The 16,688-nt window shown below is 51.4% G+C and carries 9 protein-coding genes; all 9 read right to left on the bottom strand.

Features of this window, described 5'->3' with window-relative positions:
- Nucleotides 1-72: 72 nt before the first annotated feature.
- The 9 genes from ACFVVF_RS03920 to ACFVVF_RS03960 all read right to left on the bottom strand — a co-directional run bounded on the left by ACFVVF_RS03920 (nucleotide 73) and on the right by ACFVVF_RS03960 (nucleotide 16,466).
- Nucleotides 73-1,056 (bottom strand): sensor histidine kinase, encoded by a 984-nt coding sequence (locus tag ACFVVF_RS03920; RefSeq protein ID WP_387805561.1) that lies wholly within the window; start codon nucleotides 1,054-1,056, stop codon nucleotides 73-75.
- Nucleotides 1,053-1,757 carry a response regulator transcription factor gene (locus ACFVVF_RS03925; protein ID WP_387805563.1) on the bottom strand — a complete coding sequence of 235 codons (705 nt, stop codon included), beginning with the start codon at nucleotides 1,755-1,757 and terminating at the stop codon, nucleotides 1,053-1,055. The genes ACFVVF_RS03920 and ACFVVF_RS03925 overlap by 4 nt, the downstream gene beginning before the upstream one ends.
- 191 nt (nucleotides 1,758-1,948) lie before the next feature.
- Complete coding sequence (locus ACFVVF_RS03930) at nucleotides 1,949-2,827, bottom strand: radical SAM/SPASM domain-containing protein (RefSeq protein WP_387805565.1); 879 nt, start codon at nucleotides 2,825-2,827, stop codon at nucleotides 1,949-1,951.
- Nucleotides 2,828-3,890: 1,063 nt separating this feature from the next.
- Nucleotides 3,891-5,165, bottom strand: coding sequence for a stalk domain-containing protein (locus ACFVVF_RS03935; protein ID WP_387805567.1), 1,275 nt, complete (start codon nucleotides 5,163-5,165; stop codon nucleotides 3,891-3,893).
- A gap of 76 nt (nucleotides 5,166-5,241) precedes the next feature.
- Nucleotides 5,242-7,002 carry an ABC transporter ATP-binding protein gene (locus ACFVVF_RS03940; protein WP_387808818.1) on the bottom strand — a complete coding sequence of 587 codons (1,761 nt, stop codon included), beginning with the start codon at nucleotides 7,000-7,002 and terminating at the stop codon, nucleotides 5,242-5,244.
- A 94-nt stretch (nucleotides 7,003-7,096) separates the two neighbouring features.
- Nucleotides 7,097-8,851 carry an ABC transporter ATP-binding protein gene (locus ACFVVF_RS03945; RefSeq protein WP_387805569.1) on the bottom strand — a complete coding sequence of 585 codons (1,755 nt, stop codon included), beginning with the start codon at nucleotides 8,849-8,851 and terminating at the stop codon, nucleotides 7,097-7,099.
- A 4-nt stretch (nucleotides 8,852-8,855) separates the two neighbouring features.
- Nucleotides 8,856-13,424 (bottom strand): DEAD/DEAH box helicase, encoded by a 4,569-nt coding sequence (locus tag ACFVVF_RS03950; RefSeq protein WP_387805570.1) that lies wholly within the window; start codon nucleotides 13,422-13,424, stop codon nucleotides 8,856-8,858.
- 137 nt (nucleotides 13,425-13,561) lie between these two features.
- Nucleotides 13,562-15,304: a WG repeat-containing protein gene (locus tag ACFVVF_RS03955; RefSeq protein WP_387805572.1), complete on the bottom strand. Its 1,743-nt coding sequence runs from the start codon at nucleotides 15,302-15,304 to the stop codon at nucleotides 13,562-13,564.
- 223 nt (nucleotides 15,305-15,527) lie between these two features.
- Nucleotides 15,528-16,466, bottom strand: coding sequence for a tyrosine-type recombinase/integrase (locus tag ACFVVF_RS03960; RefSeq protein ID WP_387805574.1), 939 nt, complete (start codon nucleotides 16,464-16,466; stop codon nucleotides 15,528-15,530).
- Between the last annotated feature and the right edge of the window lie 222 nt (nucleotides 16,467-16,688).

The following is a 16,688-nucleotide window of genomic DNA, read 5'->3' on the forward strand; positions in this document are numbered from 1 at the left end:
CTTTCTATTCATGCAGCTTACAGTTTTCTTACTATATTGTAAGGTTCAATGCCATTCTCGAAGGAACGCTCGTTAAAATCGGATCGTTACCGTCGTTCCCTCGCCGATTACAGAATCAATGGCGGCATCATGCCCTAGCTTTTCACATATTTGCCGGACCAGATACAAGCCCATGCCCGTCGATTCTTCATATCTTCTTCCATTCTCTCCTGTAAAGTAGGCGTCAAACACTTTAGGCAGATCGCTTTTCGGAATGCCGATGCCTTCGTCCCTTACTTCGAGAATGGTCTGCTCCCCGCTTCGATAAGCGGTAAAATAAACCTTTGTGCCGTTGCCTGCCGTATAGCGGACCGCATTCGTAATGAGCTGAACGATGACGAAGCTTAGCCATTTGTCGTCCGACGCGACTGTTAATTGCTTGCCGATATCGATTTGGGGATAAACACCGCTGCGGATAAACAGCCTTTTCTGACTGGAAGCTGCATTGCGAACGACGGTTTCAAGCTGCAATTGCTCGATGTGCAAGTCATGCTCGAAACGATCGAGCCTTGACGTGTAGAGAACCGTCTCCAGCCCTTTGCGAAGCCGGTCCAGCTCGTCGCCGATTGCACGAAACCGGCTGTCGTCCTCTTCTTGAATCAATAAATGAATAACCGAGATCGGCGTCTTCATCTGGTGAACCCATTGATTGACGAAATGGCTGTGCTCCTCATTTTTATGCTTCAGTTGAAGCAGCTCGGACTGATAAAGCCGGAATTGGCTTTTTTGCAGCTGATGAAGCGCCTCGGCAAGCGGTGTATATTGCTTCGCAGTTGCTGCCCCTGCTGAATAGGATTCCAGTGAACCCGCAGGCACAGACAATTGTTTGTAGAAGCTCCTATTCGATAAATAGCGATATGCCAAATAGAGCAGAAGAATACATCCGCTTAGCAAAGCCGCGTAAATGGCCGTGTCCAGCTTATGAAAGCCGTCGAGCCAATAGACGAGCCCCGTAACCAGCAGCTGGAATACATAAATGAGAATAAGCGAGCTTTGCTCGCGGAGAAACAGCTTCACTGCGCCAGCCCCCAGTCAGGATTAAGCCGGTAGCCTTGGCCGCGTATCGTTTGCAAGGCATGCTCAATTCCGAGCTGCGATAGCTTTTTACGTATACGGGTCATATAGACATTAAGCGTATTGTCATCTACAAAAGCCTGATCGTCCCAAATCGTCTCCAGCAGCCGGTCGCGGCTGACGACGACAGCGGCACGCTTCATCAATTCATTCATTATTTTCATTTCAGTAAAGCTCAGCTCTACGGATTGCGATTGATAGTTCAACTGCAGCCGTTCCGTATCCAGCACCAGGCCGCCAACGTCCAGCAGCCGGTTGTCAGCCTGTACAGCAGCATAGCTGCCGTACGCACGGCGAAGCTGGCTGTTGATTTTGGCGGTTACAATTTCATAATCAAATGGTTTTGTTATGTAATCATCTGCACCGTTCTCCAGCGCCATCACTTGATCCATTTTGCCCTCGCGGGCGGAGATGAACAGGATCGGGCAAGTCGACAAGCTCCGAATTTGCCTGCACCAATAATAACCGTCGAACCGGGGAAGATTGACGTCCATCAGAACGAGATGAGGCGAGTATTGCTCGAATTGCTGCTTGACCGTATCGAAATCCTGGACGGCATGCGTCTCGTAGCCGAATTTTTGCAGATGATCCTCCAGCAGCCGGACGAGATGCTGGTCATCCTCCACAATAAATAATTTGAACACCCGCTTCCCTACCCTTCTCTCTAAACCTATCTCTTTCATTATTCACAAATAAGCGTTCCTCCGCAAATGTTTAGGCGGGCATGCGTCTGCTTTGTGCTTGAACCTCTCCCACGAATAGGCGTTTGCGCTTTGCCAGGCAAAATAAGCAGCCGCGAGTATCCGCAGCTGCTTATTTTCATTCATCGCTTTCGCTAGGTTCCAAAGCGTTTGCGGTATCCGCATTTGCGGCATAACTCCTCAACCGCTTCCCGTCTCGAGAACCCTTCATAGAGCCGGGTGGCCCGCTCGCCCTCTACAATTTCAGAGAACGGCTTCTCGTTAATATTACCCAGATCGATAACACCTTCGCCGTCCAGACAGCATGGCACAACTGTACCGTCTACCAGAATGCCCGCCTGATTTCGCAGACCATGACAGAAGCCTTTTCCGTCATCCTCTTCCGCCTTCAGATCCGGCCATTCAAACTCATAATCCTGATTGAGATATACGCGGTCGGTTAGCTTCAAGCCGCTTCCCGGCGATACACGCTCCTCGATCAAGTAATCGAGCTCAAACTCCTTTTCGATAGCCGATAGGATCTCGCGGTTGCGTTGGCGCTGCGCATTCGTAATATTATTTTCGCTCAAATTCCACAGACGCAACGAAATCAGCATATCCGTCTGCTCCAACGCCTCCCGGACAAAGGACAGCACGCTTCCAATATAACCGTCTTTGTCTACAGAGCCTTCATGACCGTCAAAGCTGTGCAAAGAGAAATTCATTTGGCGAATCGCAGGCTTCGTCAGCAGCTTTTGCTTATTTTTCTGCAGCAGCGTGCCGTTCGTCGTAATGTTGACCTTAAAGCCCTTCTCATGGCTGATATCAAGCAGCTGATCGATTTTCGGATGAAGCAGCGGTTCGCCTTTCAGATGAAAATAAATATAGTCCGTATGAGGCTTGATCTGATCCAAGCGCATTGTGAAATCTTCCACTGCTATAAAACCTTTCGCCCGCTGGGTTTGCGGACAAAAGCTGCATGCCAAATTACAGATGCTCGTTATTTCCATATAGAACTTTTTGAACTTCTTCATGCCGGAATGCTCCATTCTGATAAATGCCTGTTTCTATGCCTATTGATTTATTATACCATCTTCAACGTCACTCGGCCTATGTTTTACTTTTAATGTACGATACCCCGGGCTCACTGCGCGTTTTGGTTCATGCTGTCGTTCTTGATTCCATGTCTCCATCGTTTACACGATGACTAATGGATAGAATCTGCAAAATGCCATCCTGAACTCAAAACGCTCCGCTCACCCTACATCCGCAGCAATTCATCAGAAAACTAACATTTAAAACAATAATTAAAAACAATATTGCGAAAAAACAATCGGCCTGAAGGTAACGGCTGCAGAATTCCTCCATTTAATTTAACTGTCTCTCGCATCTGCCTAGACACTTGCAGGTGAGGTGACGCCGGACCTCACATCTCGCGCTGTGGGAAGTTAGCTAGGTTGATAAATTGCTAAGTTGCTATACAACGAACCCGATTCGTTATTTAACGAAGGCAAGTTCGCAAATTGTACTCGAAATCTGCAGACTGTAGCGGCCTCACCAGCATTAGCGAAGAGATTTTCGTTATTGGAGAAGCTAGGTTCACCAACAACGAAGTTCTGTTCGCTGTAGCGTTGACTGCCTCCATCCAACTAACATTTAGCGAATTTTTCTTCGCTCTTTTGCGAAGCAGGTTCGCTGCAGGCGGCAGTTCCTTAATCAAAATGTAAAAGTACAGGTTATTGGCCGCATTATCGGCGAATTATCGCGTCAAAATGTAAATGTGCAGGTTGATCGGTGAAAAAAGCTCCTCGCAGGCGGAATCGAAGGATTTCAAATGTACTTTTACATTTTGATGCCCCTTTTGGCCCTTTTAAGGCTAAACAACATGCACTTTTACATTTTGATACGCATTCAAGACGAGAAGAGTGTGTGAAGTTGGTCTAATTAGTAAATTCTGCTGCCATCCAGCCATATGTGCGAGGAGAAATGTCCGAGGAATTAGTTAGTTTTATTTCTTGCTTTTATGCGTCAATAGGCGCGTAGAGAAAAGAAAGAGGGGTCAGCCCCTGATCTAGGCCGCCCCTCCCTACATTCGTTCTATGATTTCTCTTTCACAGCGGATGCAGACACTGCTGCTTCCATTCCGTCCGTGTATTGTCTGAATAAGCCAAGCCGCCAGAATGCCGCGCCTTTGAGACCATTTCGCTTGACAAGACCAAGCTTGTCGTCGATAGAGTCAGGCTTCTCAGCGCTCATGTCAATGCCAAGAAGCAGCTTATTCGCTGGTACACCGGCCTTCAACGTCATTTCAATCGCTTCATTCACTTTGCTGTTCGGCTCAGGAACTTGGGACGCTGTTCCCGCCGGATTAAACTTATAAGCCATTAGGATCAAATCATCTGCAATAGCCGCCAGCGTCTTGTAGTCATAGCCCAAGTAAGCGCTGTTTGGCGCATGGACAGCAATGGATAATGCAATATCGGCAGGAAGCGCCGCTCTCAGCTGCTTCACATAATTGTTCAGCAGCTTTTGCTGCTCCTGCTTATCCAGCTTGAAGCCCAGCCCCTCGAAATCGAGTACAACACCGCCAAATTGGTAATCGGCCACTGCGGCGGTTATTCCTGCTATCGAATCGGCACGAAGCGTCTCGCTGCTCAGCATCTTCGTCAATTCGCCTTGCCCGTCGACCGAATAGACCATCAGATAAGGCTTGATGCCGCTCTGACCAGCACCATCAATCAGCGATTGCGCCGTCGTCTCCCCCGCTGCTTCTGGAATCCGGTATTCCGCGCCAGTCAGCGTAAACTTCCCGTCCCGGTCGATCCGGCTCCAGCCGAACGCAACTGAATTCATCGAATCTATTAAATCCTTCTCTTTAAAAGATTGCAGCGCATAGAAAGCACGCAAATGCATCTCTTTTTGCGGAGATACAATTGTAACCGTCGAGGTCGCCTGCTTCCAGCCTACCGTCGCGCCGAACTGCGTGCTGAAAAAGCTTAGCGGAATGAGGACACGATTGCTGCGCATCACGGCGGCGGCAGGCAAATTTACCTTTTGCCCGTTGACGATTGCCGTTTTCGAGCCGACCTGAAGCTTCACTGTGACGGCTTTGCCGTCCTTTTTGCCTTCAGCCGTTACTGTATTGCTGGATGTTTCCCACTTCACCCCAATGCCAAGCGCCTCGCCGATTGTCCGGAAAGGCACAAGCGTCACGCCCTTCTCGATAATTGGCGGTGAGTCGAATGCCAGCGGCACATCATCTAATAGAATCGTCGCCGAAGCTGCGGCAGTGGCTGCCTGCGACGGAACCGAGCCTTGAAGCACGACAGCGGCTAGTACAGCAGCTACTGCGGTCTTTCCCCATTTTCGCATGTTAGTCTCCCTCCAAATATACTAATATTTGTCTAGTATATCAGAGGATCGGCTATGAACCAAATAGATGGAGCTGCTAGACTGATAGACTGCGATGCATATCGGCGTAAACGCCCGCTCTCCGCATCAGTTCGTCATGAGAGCCCTGCTCTACGATATGACCGCGGTCAATAACAATAATCGTATCCGCATTCTGAATCGTCGACAGCCGGTGCGCAATGACAAAGCTGGTACGGCCCTCCATCATCTTCAGCATCGCTTCTTGGATTTTCAGCTCAGTCCGGGTGTCGATGCTGCTTGTCGCTTCGTCCAGAATGAGAATCGACGGATTGGCCAGCATTGCTCTGGCGATCGCGAGCAGCTGCCTCTGACCTTGGCTCAAGTTGCCGCCATTCTCCGTCAGCGGTGTATCATACTGCAGCGGCAGCCTGCGAATAAAGCCCTCAGCTCCCGCCATACGCGCAGCGGCTTTCACTTCCTCGTCGGTCGCTTCCGGCTTGCCGTATTTCATATTTTCTTTGACGGTGCCCGAGAACAAATAAGTGTCCTGCAAAACGATGCCGAAGCTTCGCCGCAGACTGTCTCTCGTATAATTGCGGATATCGACGCCATCGATAGATATGGAGCCGCCGGATACATCGTAAAAACGAGTCAACAGATTAATAACGGTCGTCTTGCCTGCTCCTGTCGGTCCAACGAGTGCCGTGCTGCTGCCAGCCTCCGCTGTAAAGCTCATATTTTGCACGATCGGTGAATCGCTGCGATAGCCGAAGCGGACGCCTTGGAATTCGACCTTGCCGTGCGGATTGACAAGCTCTACCGCCCCAGGAGGATCGTCCTCTTCCTCGCGTTCGTCCAGCACTTCGAATACCCGCTCCGCTCCCGCAATGCCTGATTGCAGCACGTTGAATACGTTAGCCAGATCATTGAGCGGTCTGACGAACTGCCGTGAATAGCTTAAAAAGCTGGCAATGACGCCGACGGTAATCATCCCTTTGACCGCCATAATCCCGCCTGCAATCGCAACGGCGGCAAAGCCGAGGTTGTTAATGACGGCGAGGAGCGGCATCATAAAGCCCGACCAAATCTGCGCCTGCGTACTTACTTTCCGCAATTGTTCATTTACACCTTGAAATTCCTTAATGGCGGTACGTTCATAGTTAAAAGCCTTAACTGCCAGAAAACCGGAAACGGTCTCCTCCATTTGCCCGTTTAGCTTGCCAAGCTCTGCCTGCTGCTGCTTGAACAGCAGCTTCGTTCGCCGCGTTACCGTTCTCGCCAGCAAATAAACGAGCGGAACGGTAATGAGACTCGCTAGCGTGAGCAGCGGGCTGAGCACCAGCATCATGATCAGCGAGCCGAGCAGCATAATGCCGCCGCTCATCAGCTGTGCCGCCGTCTGTGAGACGGAAGTGCTGACATTGTCGATGTCGTTGGACAGCCGGCTCATCAGCTCTCCATGCCTGCGCGTATCGAAATAGACAAGCGGCAGCTTTTGCAGCTTGCCGAAAAGCGTTTTACGGAGCCTGCTGACGATACGCTGCGAAATTCCGGCCATCAGCCAGCCCTGCACCAGGTTGAGTGCAGCGTCAATTACATATGCGCCCAACAGAACAAATAGCACGGTATGCAGCAGGTTAAAGTCGACATGATTTTCTATCGTCATGGCATCAATGGCTCTGCCGATCAGATAAGGGCCAAGCAGCACGACTACTGTGCCTGCCAGAATAAATAAGAATACGAGCGCAAGCCGCTTCCGCTCGCTGCCCATATAGCTCCATAGCCTTAGCAGCGTTCCTTTGAAATTTTTAGGCTTTTGCACCGCTCCCCGGTTCATGCCATGCCGTCCAGGGCCAGGGGTCAGTTGAATTCGTTCCTGTCCTGCCGGTGCAGCACCTTGTCCGGTTTCCGGTCCTTTGCTGCGATTCCGATCATCCTGCATGGCTGCCTGCCTCCTTGCCGATCTGGGAACGGTAAATTTCTTGATACACGCCGCATTGCGTCATCAGCTCGTCATGCGTGCCGCTGCCGACGATTTCCCCATCATCGAGCACGATGATTTTATCTGCGTCCCTGACGGAAGAGATGCGCTGCGCAACGAGCAAGGTCGTCGTCTGCCCGGCTAATTGGTGAATCGACTGCTTAATGGAAGCTTCCGTCTTGCTGTCCAGCGCGCTTGTGCAATCATCCAGCAGCAAAATATCCGGTTTGCGGATGAGTGCCCGGGCAATAGACACCCGCTGCTTCTGTCCGCCGGAGAAATTGACGCCGCCTTGGCCCAACAGCGTATCGTAACCCTCCGGCATTTTCGAGATAAAATCATGGGCTGAAGCCATTACTGCTGCTTCTTCGATTTCTTCCATTGTCGCGTCCGGCTTGCCGATCCGGATATTGTCGGCGACTTTTCCCGTAAATAGAATGGATTGCTGAGGCACTAGCGCAATCCGTTCGCGCAGCTCTTCCAGCTCCATCTCCCGGACGTCTACGCCATCTATGCGAACAATGCCTGAAGTGACATCGTAAAACCTCGGAATGAGATGAACCAGACTGCTTTTGCCGGAACCGGTCGAGCCGATGATCGCCACCGTCTCTCCGGGCTCGCAGCGGAAGCTGATCGCCTTCAGCGCCGGTTCGCCGTCCGCGCCTTCATAAGAAAACGATACCCGGTCAAATTCAATAGCGCCTTGATGCTCTCGGTATTCTCCAGCCTCTGACATGTCCGCTGCAGCATTTATTTCCATTCCGTCCTTCTCCGCCAGCACCTCTGTGATCCTGCCTGTGGATGCTTTAGCCCTAACGAACATATTGGTAATCATTGTCATCGTCGTCAGAGAGAACAGAATTTGCGTCATATAATTGACGAACGCAATAATATGGCCCACTTGCATATGGCCGCCGTTCACTCGGATTCCGCCCAGCCAGATGACCGCAACGATTCCGGCGTTCATAGCAAAAGTAACGCTGGGGCTGAATAAGGCCATCAGCCGCTGTGCGCGGATGGAGCGTTTTTCATACTGATTGTTAATGTCATTAAATTTGTCGACCTCATAGTCAAAGCGATTGAAAGCTTTCACCACTCTAACTCCGGACAAATATTCGCGCATGGCGCTGTTCAGCTTATCGAGCGCAGATTGCACCTTCAAAAACAGCGGGAATCCGACCCGCATATTCATTACAATAAGCAAGCCGACAATCGGAATAACGACGACTAACACCAGAGATAAATACGGATTAAGCCGAAAAGCCATAATGATGCCGCCGATGCCAAGCAGCGGCGCTTTCACGAAAACGCGCATCATGCCGTTAACAAAGTTCTGCACCTGCGTGACATCATTCGTCAGCCTGGTCACGAGTGATGCCCGGTCGAAACGGTCGATCTGAGCAAAGCTGAGCCGCTGAATTTTTTCAAACAGCTCCTCCCTTAGCTCCGAGCCAAATCGCTGCGACACCCAGCTGGATACGATATTTCGGCTCGATGCGCAGATCGCGCCAATGGCGGTAATGAACAACATCCACCCGCCGAGCCGAAGCACAATATCCATATCCCTTGCAGCAACGCCTTCATCGACGATCCGGGCCATTATAGTCGGCTGCAGCAGATCAACAAACGCTTCGCCCGACACGAGCAGAACGGAGAACGTAAACAGTAAGCCGTATTTGCGGATATACTTGGTCATGTAACGCATGCTGTCACTCCCCTTCTTGGAGGGCGGGGTTTGATTTCGTATTGAATTGACTCAGCCAAAGCACGAGTGATTTCCGGTCACGTTCAGCGCCCAGCTGCTCCAGCTTTTTCCCTGCCTCCGATGCAACCGCTTCTTCGCCGTTCCACTTATCGATTACAAGCTTCGTTAATTTTTGCCGGCGAAGCAGCTCGCCGAATACGGCTTGCAATTCTTGCAGCGCAACCGTTTCTCCTGATTTCCCTTCCCCGGCTGCGGCTATTTTCCCCGGATCAACACTTGAATCGAACGTAAACACCCGTTTGCCGTTGCCCTCCATCCAGTACAAGAGCTGCTCCCCTCTGAAAGCGAGATAATTGCCCGGCTTGCGGGCAAAGGCGCAGCCTTCCTTCTCCGGCCAATCGATCAGCAAGCCAAAAGGATTCGCGGGATCTACTGCGGACAGCAACGTGATGGCCGGGCTGCCTCCTTGCAGAATTGGCGCGCGAATCGCTTGAGCAAGCTCCGGCGTCGTAAACTGCATCGTCATTGTACCTTCGATAAAAATACCGCGTGTAATGGTTCCCCATTCCTCCAGCTTCCGCAAAACCGGCAGCAAATGCTCCCAGCTATATGGTGTTAGAGCGGTGACAAGCTCCTTCGTCACAATTCCGTAGCCATCGAGCAAATGTCTAATCCAATAAGCCGGAGACGGCTCTTTGTCCGTATGCTCACTCTCCGATTCCCGGCCATTGACGGATTGTTCCTCAAGCAGCGAACCCGTCCAGTACCAGCGTCCAAGTCCCGACCCGCTGCGAGCCCAATCCTTCCCTTTCTTAGCCGTCGTAAGCCGAAGCGGTGCGAATTGGTCATTGGATGCCTGCCCCGCCCATGCGAGCTCAAGCAGCTCTGCCAGCGTCTCCGTAGGCAATTGCCCTGCATCCCGGCTTAGCCGGGTAAGAAAGCTCGCACCGTTAGTGCGCAAGCTTTCGAGCAGCTTGGGATGTGCAGTCTCCCGCGTCAGTCCCGCTTGCACATAAGGTTCATACAGCGGCTTGTTCTCCGTGAGGAAGAAAGCGACCTTCCCCTCTTTCTCTCCCGTCCCTTTCTGTCCCAGCCATAACACTTCACCCGTTGCGCAAAGCAAATCAAGCTCTTCCTTGCGATAGTCGGCTAGCCTCGAAGGAAAAATAACGGTTTCCCATAGCGATAATGGAAAATAGAGTCCCTGCAGCTTCTCGATGATGGCGCGCAAGCCTTCGCCGCCTCGCAGCTGCGTCCCTTGAAGCGCATACTGCTGAAGCGCGATTTGCGCGCACCAGCGCATCGGCTGAACAGGAGCCGTCGCCTTCCGCGCCTCTCCAATCGACAGCTTGACGATTCTCGAAGCAGCGCGCCGGCCCGTCCACAGCCGCTCCTCTGCGCTTCCCGCAAACGGAGCTTGTACGATTACGCCCTGCTCGCGCAGCACATCGACCCATCGCCTCGCTGCTGACAGATCGAGCATCGGATAACGCTCGCACAGCTCCACTTCCGTGAAGGACAGCACCTGCTCGGCGTATCTGCCAATAATAAATGCAGCAGCTGTGTTCGTGTCCGGGAACTCCGCATACACTTCCGCCTCATCGCTGCAAATCCACCTTTCGCTGTCAGGACTTCCTTGCAGCGAATTGCCAAATTCAAGACAAATAGCTTGACCCGAATGCAGCAGCACATCCAACGATTGGCCAGCTTTCTCTCCGGCAATCTTAGCTAGCTCAGCTGTACTCATATCACCTCTGCTTTTCAGCAGGCGATACAGATCCTCCGGTCCGGCCATTCTTTCATGCTCTTCTTCCAGCCGCTTTCGTTCCATCTCAAGCACCTGCTCGGGAATAGACTTGCGAACCGCCTCATCGCCGAACAGCCGGCCGGCGAGATCCTTGCTGACGCTCATCAGCTGCATCTGAATTGCGGCGTCAAGTCCATCACCCTCGTAAACCCGCATATTCACATAATCGGATAGAAATTGGGTAGCGAGCGTCGAAGGGAAATTCGTCTCGCGAATGACGACCTCGATCTGTCCGCTGCGAATTTGCCCAAGCAGGTCACGAAGTCTGTCCAAATCCAAATAATGATGGAGACATTCTTTTACCGCCTCCGTCAGATAAGGAAAACGGTCGGCATAAGGCAAAGCTTCCCGAAGCAGCTCCTCGCTGCGCAGCCGTTTTTGCCACAGCGGTGTCCGGGTAAAGCTGCGCGACAGCAGCAGCGACGTTTCTGCAATATGCCGGAAAGCGATTGCCAGCAGCGGAGAACCGGTAATTCCCTCCATGAGCAGCGACTCTACATTTTCCGGAACGACGTGCCAGATCGCTTGCAGCCAGGACTCGTCCCATTCCGGCAGTACAAATTCAATGCCGTTGTCCTTGGCGTTTCCATATAGACGATAAGGCAGCAATTGCTCGAATTGACGCTCAATTGCAAGCAGCCACGTTCGATTCACTCTTCTTCCGAACGGATTATGCATAATGACATGCGTCTGATTCATCACGTCCCGGTAATGCTCGATAACGATCCGACGATCAGTCGGCAGCTCGCTGAAGGCAAGCTGGGAACGGACTAAGGAAATCAGCTGGCCTGCCGTATAGTCGTCCAGATAATATTCGCTGTTCAGCCAGTCGATAACGTCCTGATCCGGCTTTTCGTTCAGAGAGTCAGAGGGGTTAGATTGCAGATCAGACTGCGAGATTTCCCCTTCAAACCTGTCTTTTCCAGGCTCGTATTTAAGTCCTAAACGGCTTTGCAGCTCGGCGAGAAAAGAACCAACCTGCACTCCAAGCGCGTAGCTGCGGCCCGGCCCTTCATTGCGCCAAAATGGAATTTCGCTAAAGGAATTCGCCGCCTCTGCCACATAGATCCGGTCCTTGTCGATGCGGCGGATCATCCATGCGTTCGTTCCCAGCTGGAATACATCGCCAACCCGGCTCTCCTGCACAAATTCTTCATCCAGCTCGCCCAGATGTACACGGCTGTCCACGTGATGAACGGGATAAGCCGAGCTGGACGGGATCGTCCCGGCTCCAGTTAACGCGGCAACAGAGGTGCTTCCCCGTTTGCTCAGTAATCCCGTTGCACGATTCCAGTCAATCAATGGTTTAGCGAACGGATACATGCCCGACAACACTTTGACCATATCCTCCAGCCGGTCCTTCGTAAAGCTCCGATAGCTGTCGCTGCCTGCGATCAGCTGGTGAAGCTGCTCCAGCGTCACATTTTCGGCTGCCACAATAGATACCGTCTGCTGGGAGAGCACATCCAGCCGATCCGCGGCAATCTCGATCGGCTCGATTTCACGCTCTGTTATCAGCTTGCTTAGCACCGCGACTTCCGGCAGAACACCCCGGTTGCGGGCTACGATCGCGCCGCGGCTAACGCTTCCGACGGCATGACCCGCCCTGCCGATGCGCTGAATGCCCGCGGCAGGATCAAGAGGCGAATCCAATTGAATGACAAGGTCGACATGGCCGACGTCGATGCCTAATTCCAATGAGGAGGTCGCGACAATACAGCGCAATTCCCCGGCCTTCAACTGCCGCTCGACTTCCAGCCGCCGTTCCTTCGCCATGCTGCCGTGGTGCGCGCGAGCAATCTCGTAGCCTGCATGATCATTTAGCCGCAAGCAAAGCCGCTCGCAAAGTCTGCGGCTATTGACGAAGAGCAGCACTGACCGGCTGTCCGCCATCAAGGTGAACAGCCGGTCGAGCAGCGGAAACCATACCGACTCCCGTGTCGGCATGGGCTGCTTGTGATCAGGCATCGTCGCCAGTACAGCCATCCTTTTGCGCATGAAGCTCTCAATAATCGTAACCGGCCGAGGCGTATAGCCTAGGGGATGCACCTCACTGGCAATTTCCGACGCGCTAGCCCTTTCCTCAGTCTCAGCCGACCAGCCTCCCAGGAAACGGGCCACTCGCTCCATCGGTTTCTGAGTAGCCGATACACCAATCCGCTGCAGCCGGCGGCCGCCAAGTCGTTCTAGCCGCTCCAGCGACAACGACAGATGCGAGCCTCTTTTATCCGCTGCTAGCTGATGGATCTCGTCGACGATGGCATATTCGACAGTCTGCAGCAGCTGGCGGCCTTTCTCCGATGTCAGCAAAATGTAGAGCGATTCCGGAGTCGTAATGAGCACTTCCGGCGGCTTCCTTAACATCGCAGCCCGCTGAGAGCTTGTCGTATCGCCGGTTCGCACGGCGCAGCGGATGCCCGGCCATTCCAGCTCGGCAGCGCCTGCCGCCGCGTCGATTTCTTCCACAAAACGAATCAGATGATCAAAAATATCATTGTTCAACGCCTTTAACGGCGTAATATACAGGATGCGGACCCCTGACTGTGATGGTATAACGCCGCATATCTTGGACTTCACGACGCTGTCCAGACAAGGAAGCAGCGCAGCCAGCGTTTTGCCTGATCCGGTGGGAGCCGCTATAAGCGTATGTTCCCCTGCTGCTATCGACCGCCAAGCTTGTCGCTGGACGTCGGTTTCCTCTCCGAAAGAGGAATGAAACCACTGTGCTATAGCGGGATGGAACGCTTTCATCGATGAATTCGGCAACCTTCCTCAGCTCCATAACTAAAGTAACTTTCTTTATCCCTTATTATACCAGCCGCCCATTCGATAAGCCAAAGCAAAACGACCCTCCACCATAAAGAATGGAAGGGTCATTATTCACCTATTGATATGAACCGTCTCTATCCGTGAAAAGACCGCCAAAAATCGCCCTGCCGGTTAATCAGCGATTCGATTTGCGTATACGGAATTGTGAAGGTCGGAAAGCCTGCAGCATAAGGCGCAATATCATAGGGCTGAAAATAGAGCTTCAACGCGTTCTCCGTTACATAAAAAGGCTGATCCGGCTTAATACCTTTATACGAACCGGGAAACACATAATCATATTGCGGATCATTTTTAATCTGTTCTCCAACTATCCGGCTTAAGGTTTTGACATAATCACTGCCCGGCTTAAACAGGTCCTTCAACTCGTAAAACTGTCCGTTCGTGACATTAATATGGGAATAGATTTGACTCGGCATGCCATGAGCGGCGCCAAATGGATAATTGTATCCGGTCAACTCAAGCACAAGCAAACTTTTGTGAAACCAAGCAACGTCAAAATCTCCGGTATACGAATAATCCAGTTGGGCCTCAGGATCGATAGGCTTCACCTGCGACAGCTCTCGAAGCTTCTTGTTAACACGCTTCTCCGCCGCCTCATCCCCCATCCCCTCCAATACAGGATAGTAGACGAGATAATCCCGGTTCGGCTTGTATTTCTCTTCCTTTACCCGATAAGGCGTGCGAAGCGGAATCGTTGTTGGCGGCTGCCATACGATTCTTCCATTGCGGAGAGCATACAGCGTACGCTGATCGATGTTGACCTGTATGATCCCATCATCCATTAATACAAGATTTCCGCTCCCGTTAAAAACAGGAAAATCCTGCGCAGCCCTTCCGCTTCCATCGATAAAGAAAGTCGTTTTACCGTCCGATGCCGAAGCTACACCATGCTTGTAGGAATCAATTTCTGTGAAAATAAAATCAGTAAGCTGCTTGCCAGCGTTATCAAACAGCGCATAGATGGAGCCGATATACGGCTGCTTCGTATTTCTTGCTTTTCCAACCGCAAACCGTTCGTTGCCAAGCTGCTGAATATCGTTATAGATTGGCTTAATAACCGTATTCCCTTGCCGGTCGATGACACCATACTGATTGTCGACACCCTCCGACATGTTGATTATCGCGCGGCCGGATTCGAAAGGAAGCGCCATCGCGTAGCGAGGCGGAATGACGACTGCACCCAATTCATTGATATAGCCGGTTTTTCCGTTCTCCGTTTGCCGAAATGGCAAGTAACCGTCACCAGGCTGCCCGACAAAGGCATAATTGTAGGTGGCCAGCTTCACTCCGTTAGGCAATATAAGTGCAAATTCATGATCTTTCACCTTAACGAGGGCACGGCCATGCGAAAAATCACCTGCATCCTCATATTGAAGCGGAATCGCAACTGCACCCTGCCTGTCGATATAGCCGTATTTGCTGTCGCCGCCATCTTGCGTGGCGCTGACCACTGCACGTCCATCATGCATCCCCGCCATATAAGTAAAGCTTTGCTCGCCAACAAGCTCGCCTGATTCATTCATTAACCGATAATTACTCCCTTTAATGACAGGTACACGACCCTCTGAGAAGCTTCCGATATAGTCATAGACCGGCTGAGCCACATACGCCCCCGAGCTGTCGATTAAGCCTTGCTTCCCGTTTAGCTGAACGACAGCGTAACCAATCAGTTGAAAAGGATTCGCATATTCGTATTGCGGCCGGATTGCAACCGTTCCGTTGCTGTTGATGTACCCCCATTTCGTGCCAGCCGTCGTTTTTACCGTGATCGGGTATAACACTCGTGACCGGACACTGAAAAAGCGATTCACAGCCATTCCAAGCACCCCTCTCCGTCATTGCGACGCAACTAAATAATCGTATGCACGGAATCGGGAATTATGACTGACTGCATGATAGTTTACATAATATATGTTATGTATTTCTAACGGTTAAAAGTTAACATAATATTTATTATGTAGATTATAACCGAATTAGTTTACATAATTATAATTATGTCGCCTACTTCGATTTAAGTTTACATAACTATATTTATGGTAACTATCTTTCACCTAGTAATCCGCTTGGAATTTTGCTGGATATATTCCCCATAGCTGTTTGCAGCTGCTTATTGTCAATGTGCGTATAAATTTGTGTCGTCTCGATGCTCGCATGTCCAAGCAGCTCCTGCAGCGTTCTAATATCCGTCCCGCTGCGAATTTGCATCGTTGCGAAGGAATGGCGCAGCTTATGGCTGGAAATCCGTTTGTCAGCAAGCGAAGGCCGCTCTTCTTTGAGCAATGCGATCGTCTGATCGGCCACCGTCTGTATCATGCGTATCGATAGCCTTCGCCCAAACTGCGATACAAAAAAAGGCTGTTCCTTGCCCTGCCGTGAATCAATCCGTTCTTCCAGCGCTTTGCGCAGCACCCGATGAAGCGGCTCAGGGAGTGGGATAACGCGCCATTTGCGGCCTTTGCCCAGAATGTGAATGACGCCGTCTGGACGCAAATCCGGGATGTTCATCCGGTGAATCTCTCCCACCCGGAGGCCTGCGTACGCCATCAGCAGCACGATAGCCAGATTGCGGGCGTAATACTTGCCTTGTATCGTCTGGAGCAGCTCCTCCAGCTCCTGCTCCTCCAAGTACACCGGTATCCGGTGCTTTTCTTGCTTGGATTTTGCGACTAGCGCCGCCGGGTTCGCCGTGCCCGCCTCCATCTCGATTAGCGCCTTAAAAAATGCCCGCAGCGAGGATAGCTTGCGATTGCGAGCTTCATCCCCCGCGCCCTTCTCCCTGGCGGATGCCAAATAACGCATCACATCCATTTTTCCAAGCTGTGAAATTTCAGCCGGATGTACCGAGCTCAGAAAACTTTGCGCATCCTGCCAGTAAGCTTTCTGTGTCGCTTTGGTCATGCCTCTATTTTTCATCCAGATCAGAAATAGCTCCAATTCCATACCATAGCTGTCTGTCAACTCATGCTTTCGTATTGCCAACGGAATCCCTCCAGATTATGTAAAAAACAAGTTGAATTTAATGCATTATGCCCTATTATCCTATCAAAAAAACAGCGCACAATACAAATTGCGTGAAATATGTATTTCGCGCAATTTTTTTGAGTCTCTCATGGCTAACTATCCCCCTCAAAAAACGGCTTTGCAGAAATTCATTAACGCAAAAAAAGACAGCCTCTCGTTCCGAGGTTGCCTTCATCCCTA

This window comes from Paenibacillus sp. NPDC058174 (assembly GCF_042883865.1).
In the GTDB taxonomy this organism is placed as follows: domain Bacteria; phylum Bacillota; class Bacilli; order Paenibacillales; family Paenibacillaceae; genus Pristimantibacillus.

What these genes read in the sequence shown, in the direction of transcription:
- ACFVVF_RS03930 (WP_387805565.1), bottom strand. Translation starts at nt 2,827, where the DNA reads ATGAAGAAGTTCAAAAAGTTCTATATGGAAATAACGAGCATCTGTAAT.
- ACFVVF_RS03935 (WP_387805567.1), bottom strand. Translation starts at nt 5,165, where the DNA reads ATGCGAAAATGGGGAAAGACCGCAGTAGCTGCTGTACTAGCCGCTGTC.
- ACFVVF_RS03940 (WP_387808818.1), bottom strand. Translation starts at nt 7,002, where the DNA reads ATGAACCGGGGAGCGGTGCAAAAGCCTAAAAATTTCAAAGGAACGCTG.
- ACFVVF_RS03945 (WP_387805569.1), bottom strand. Translation starts at nt 8,851, where the DNA reads ATGCGTTACATGACCAAGTATATCCGCAAATACGGCTTACTGTTTACG.
- ACFVVF_RS03955 (WP_387805572.1), bottom strand. Translation starts at nt 15,304, where the DNA reads ATGGCTGTGAATCGCTTTTTCAGTGTCCGGTCACGAGTGTTATACCCG.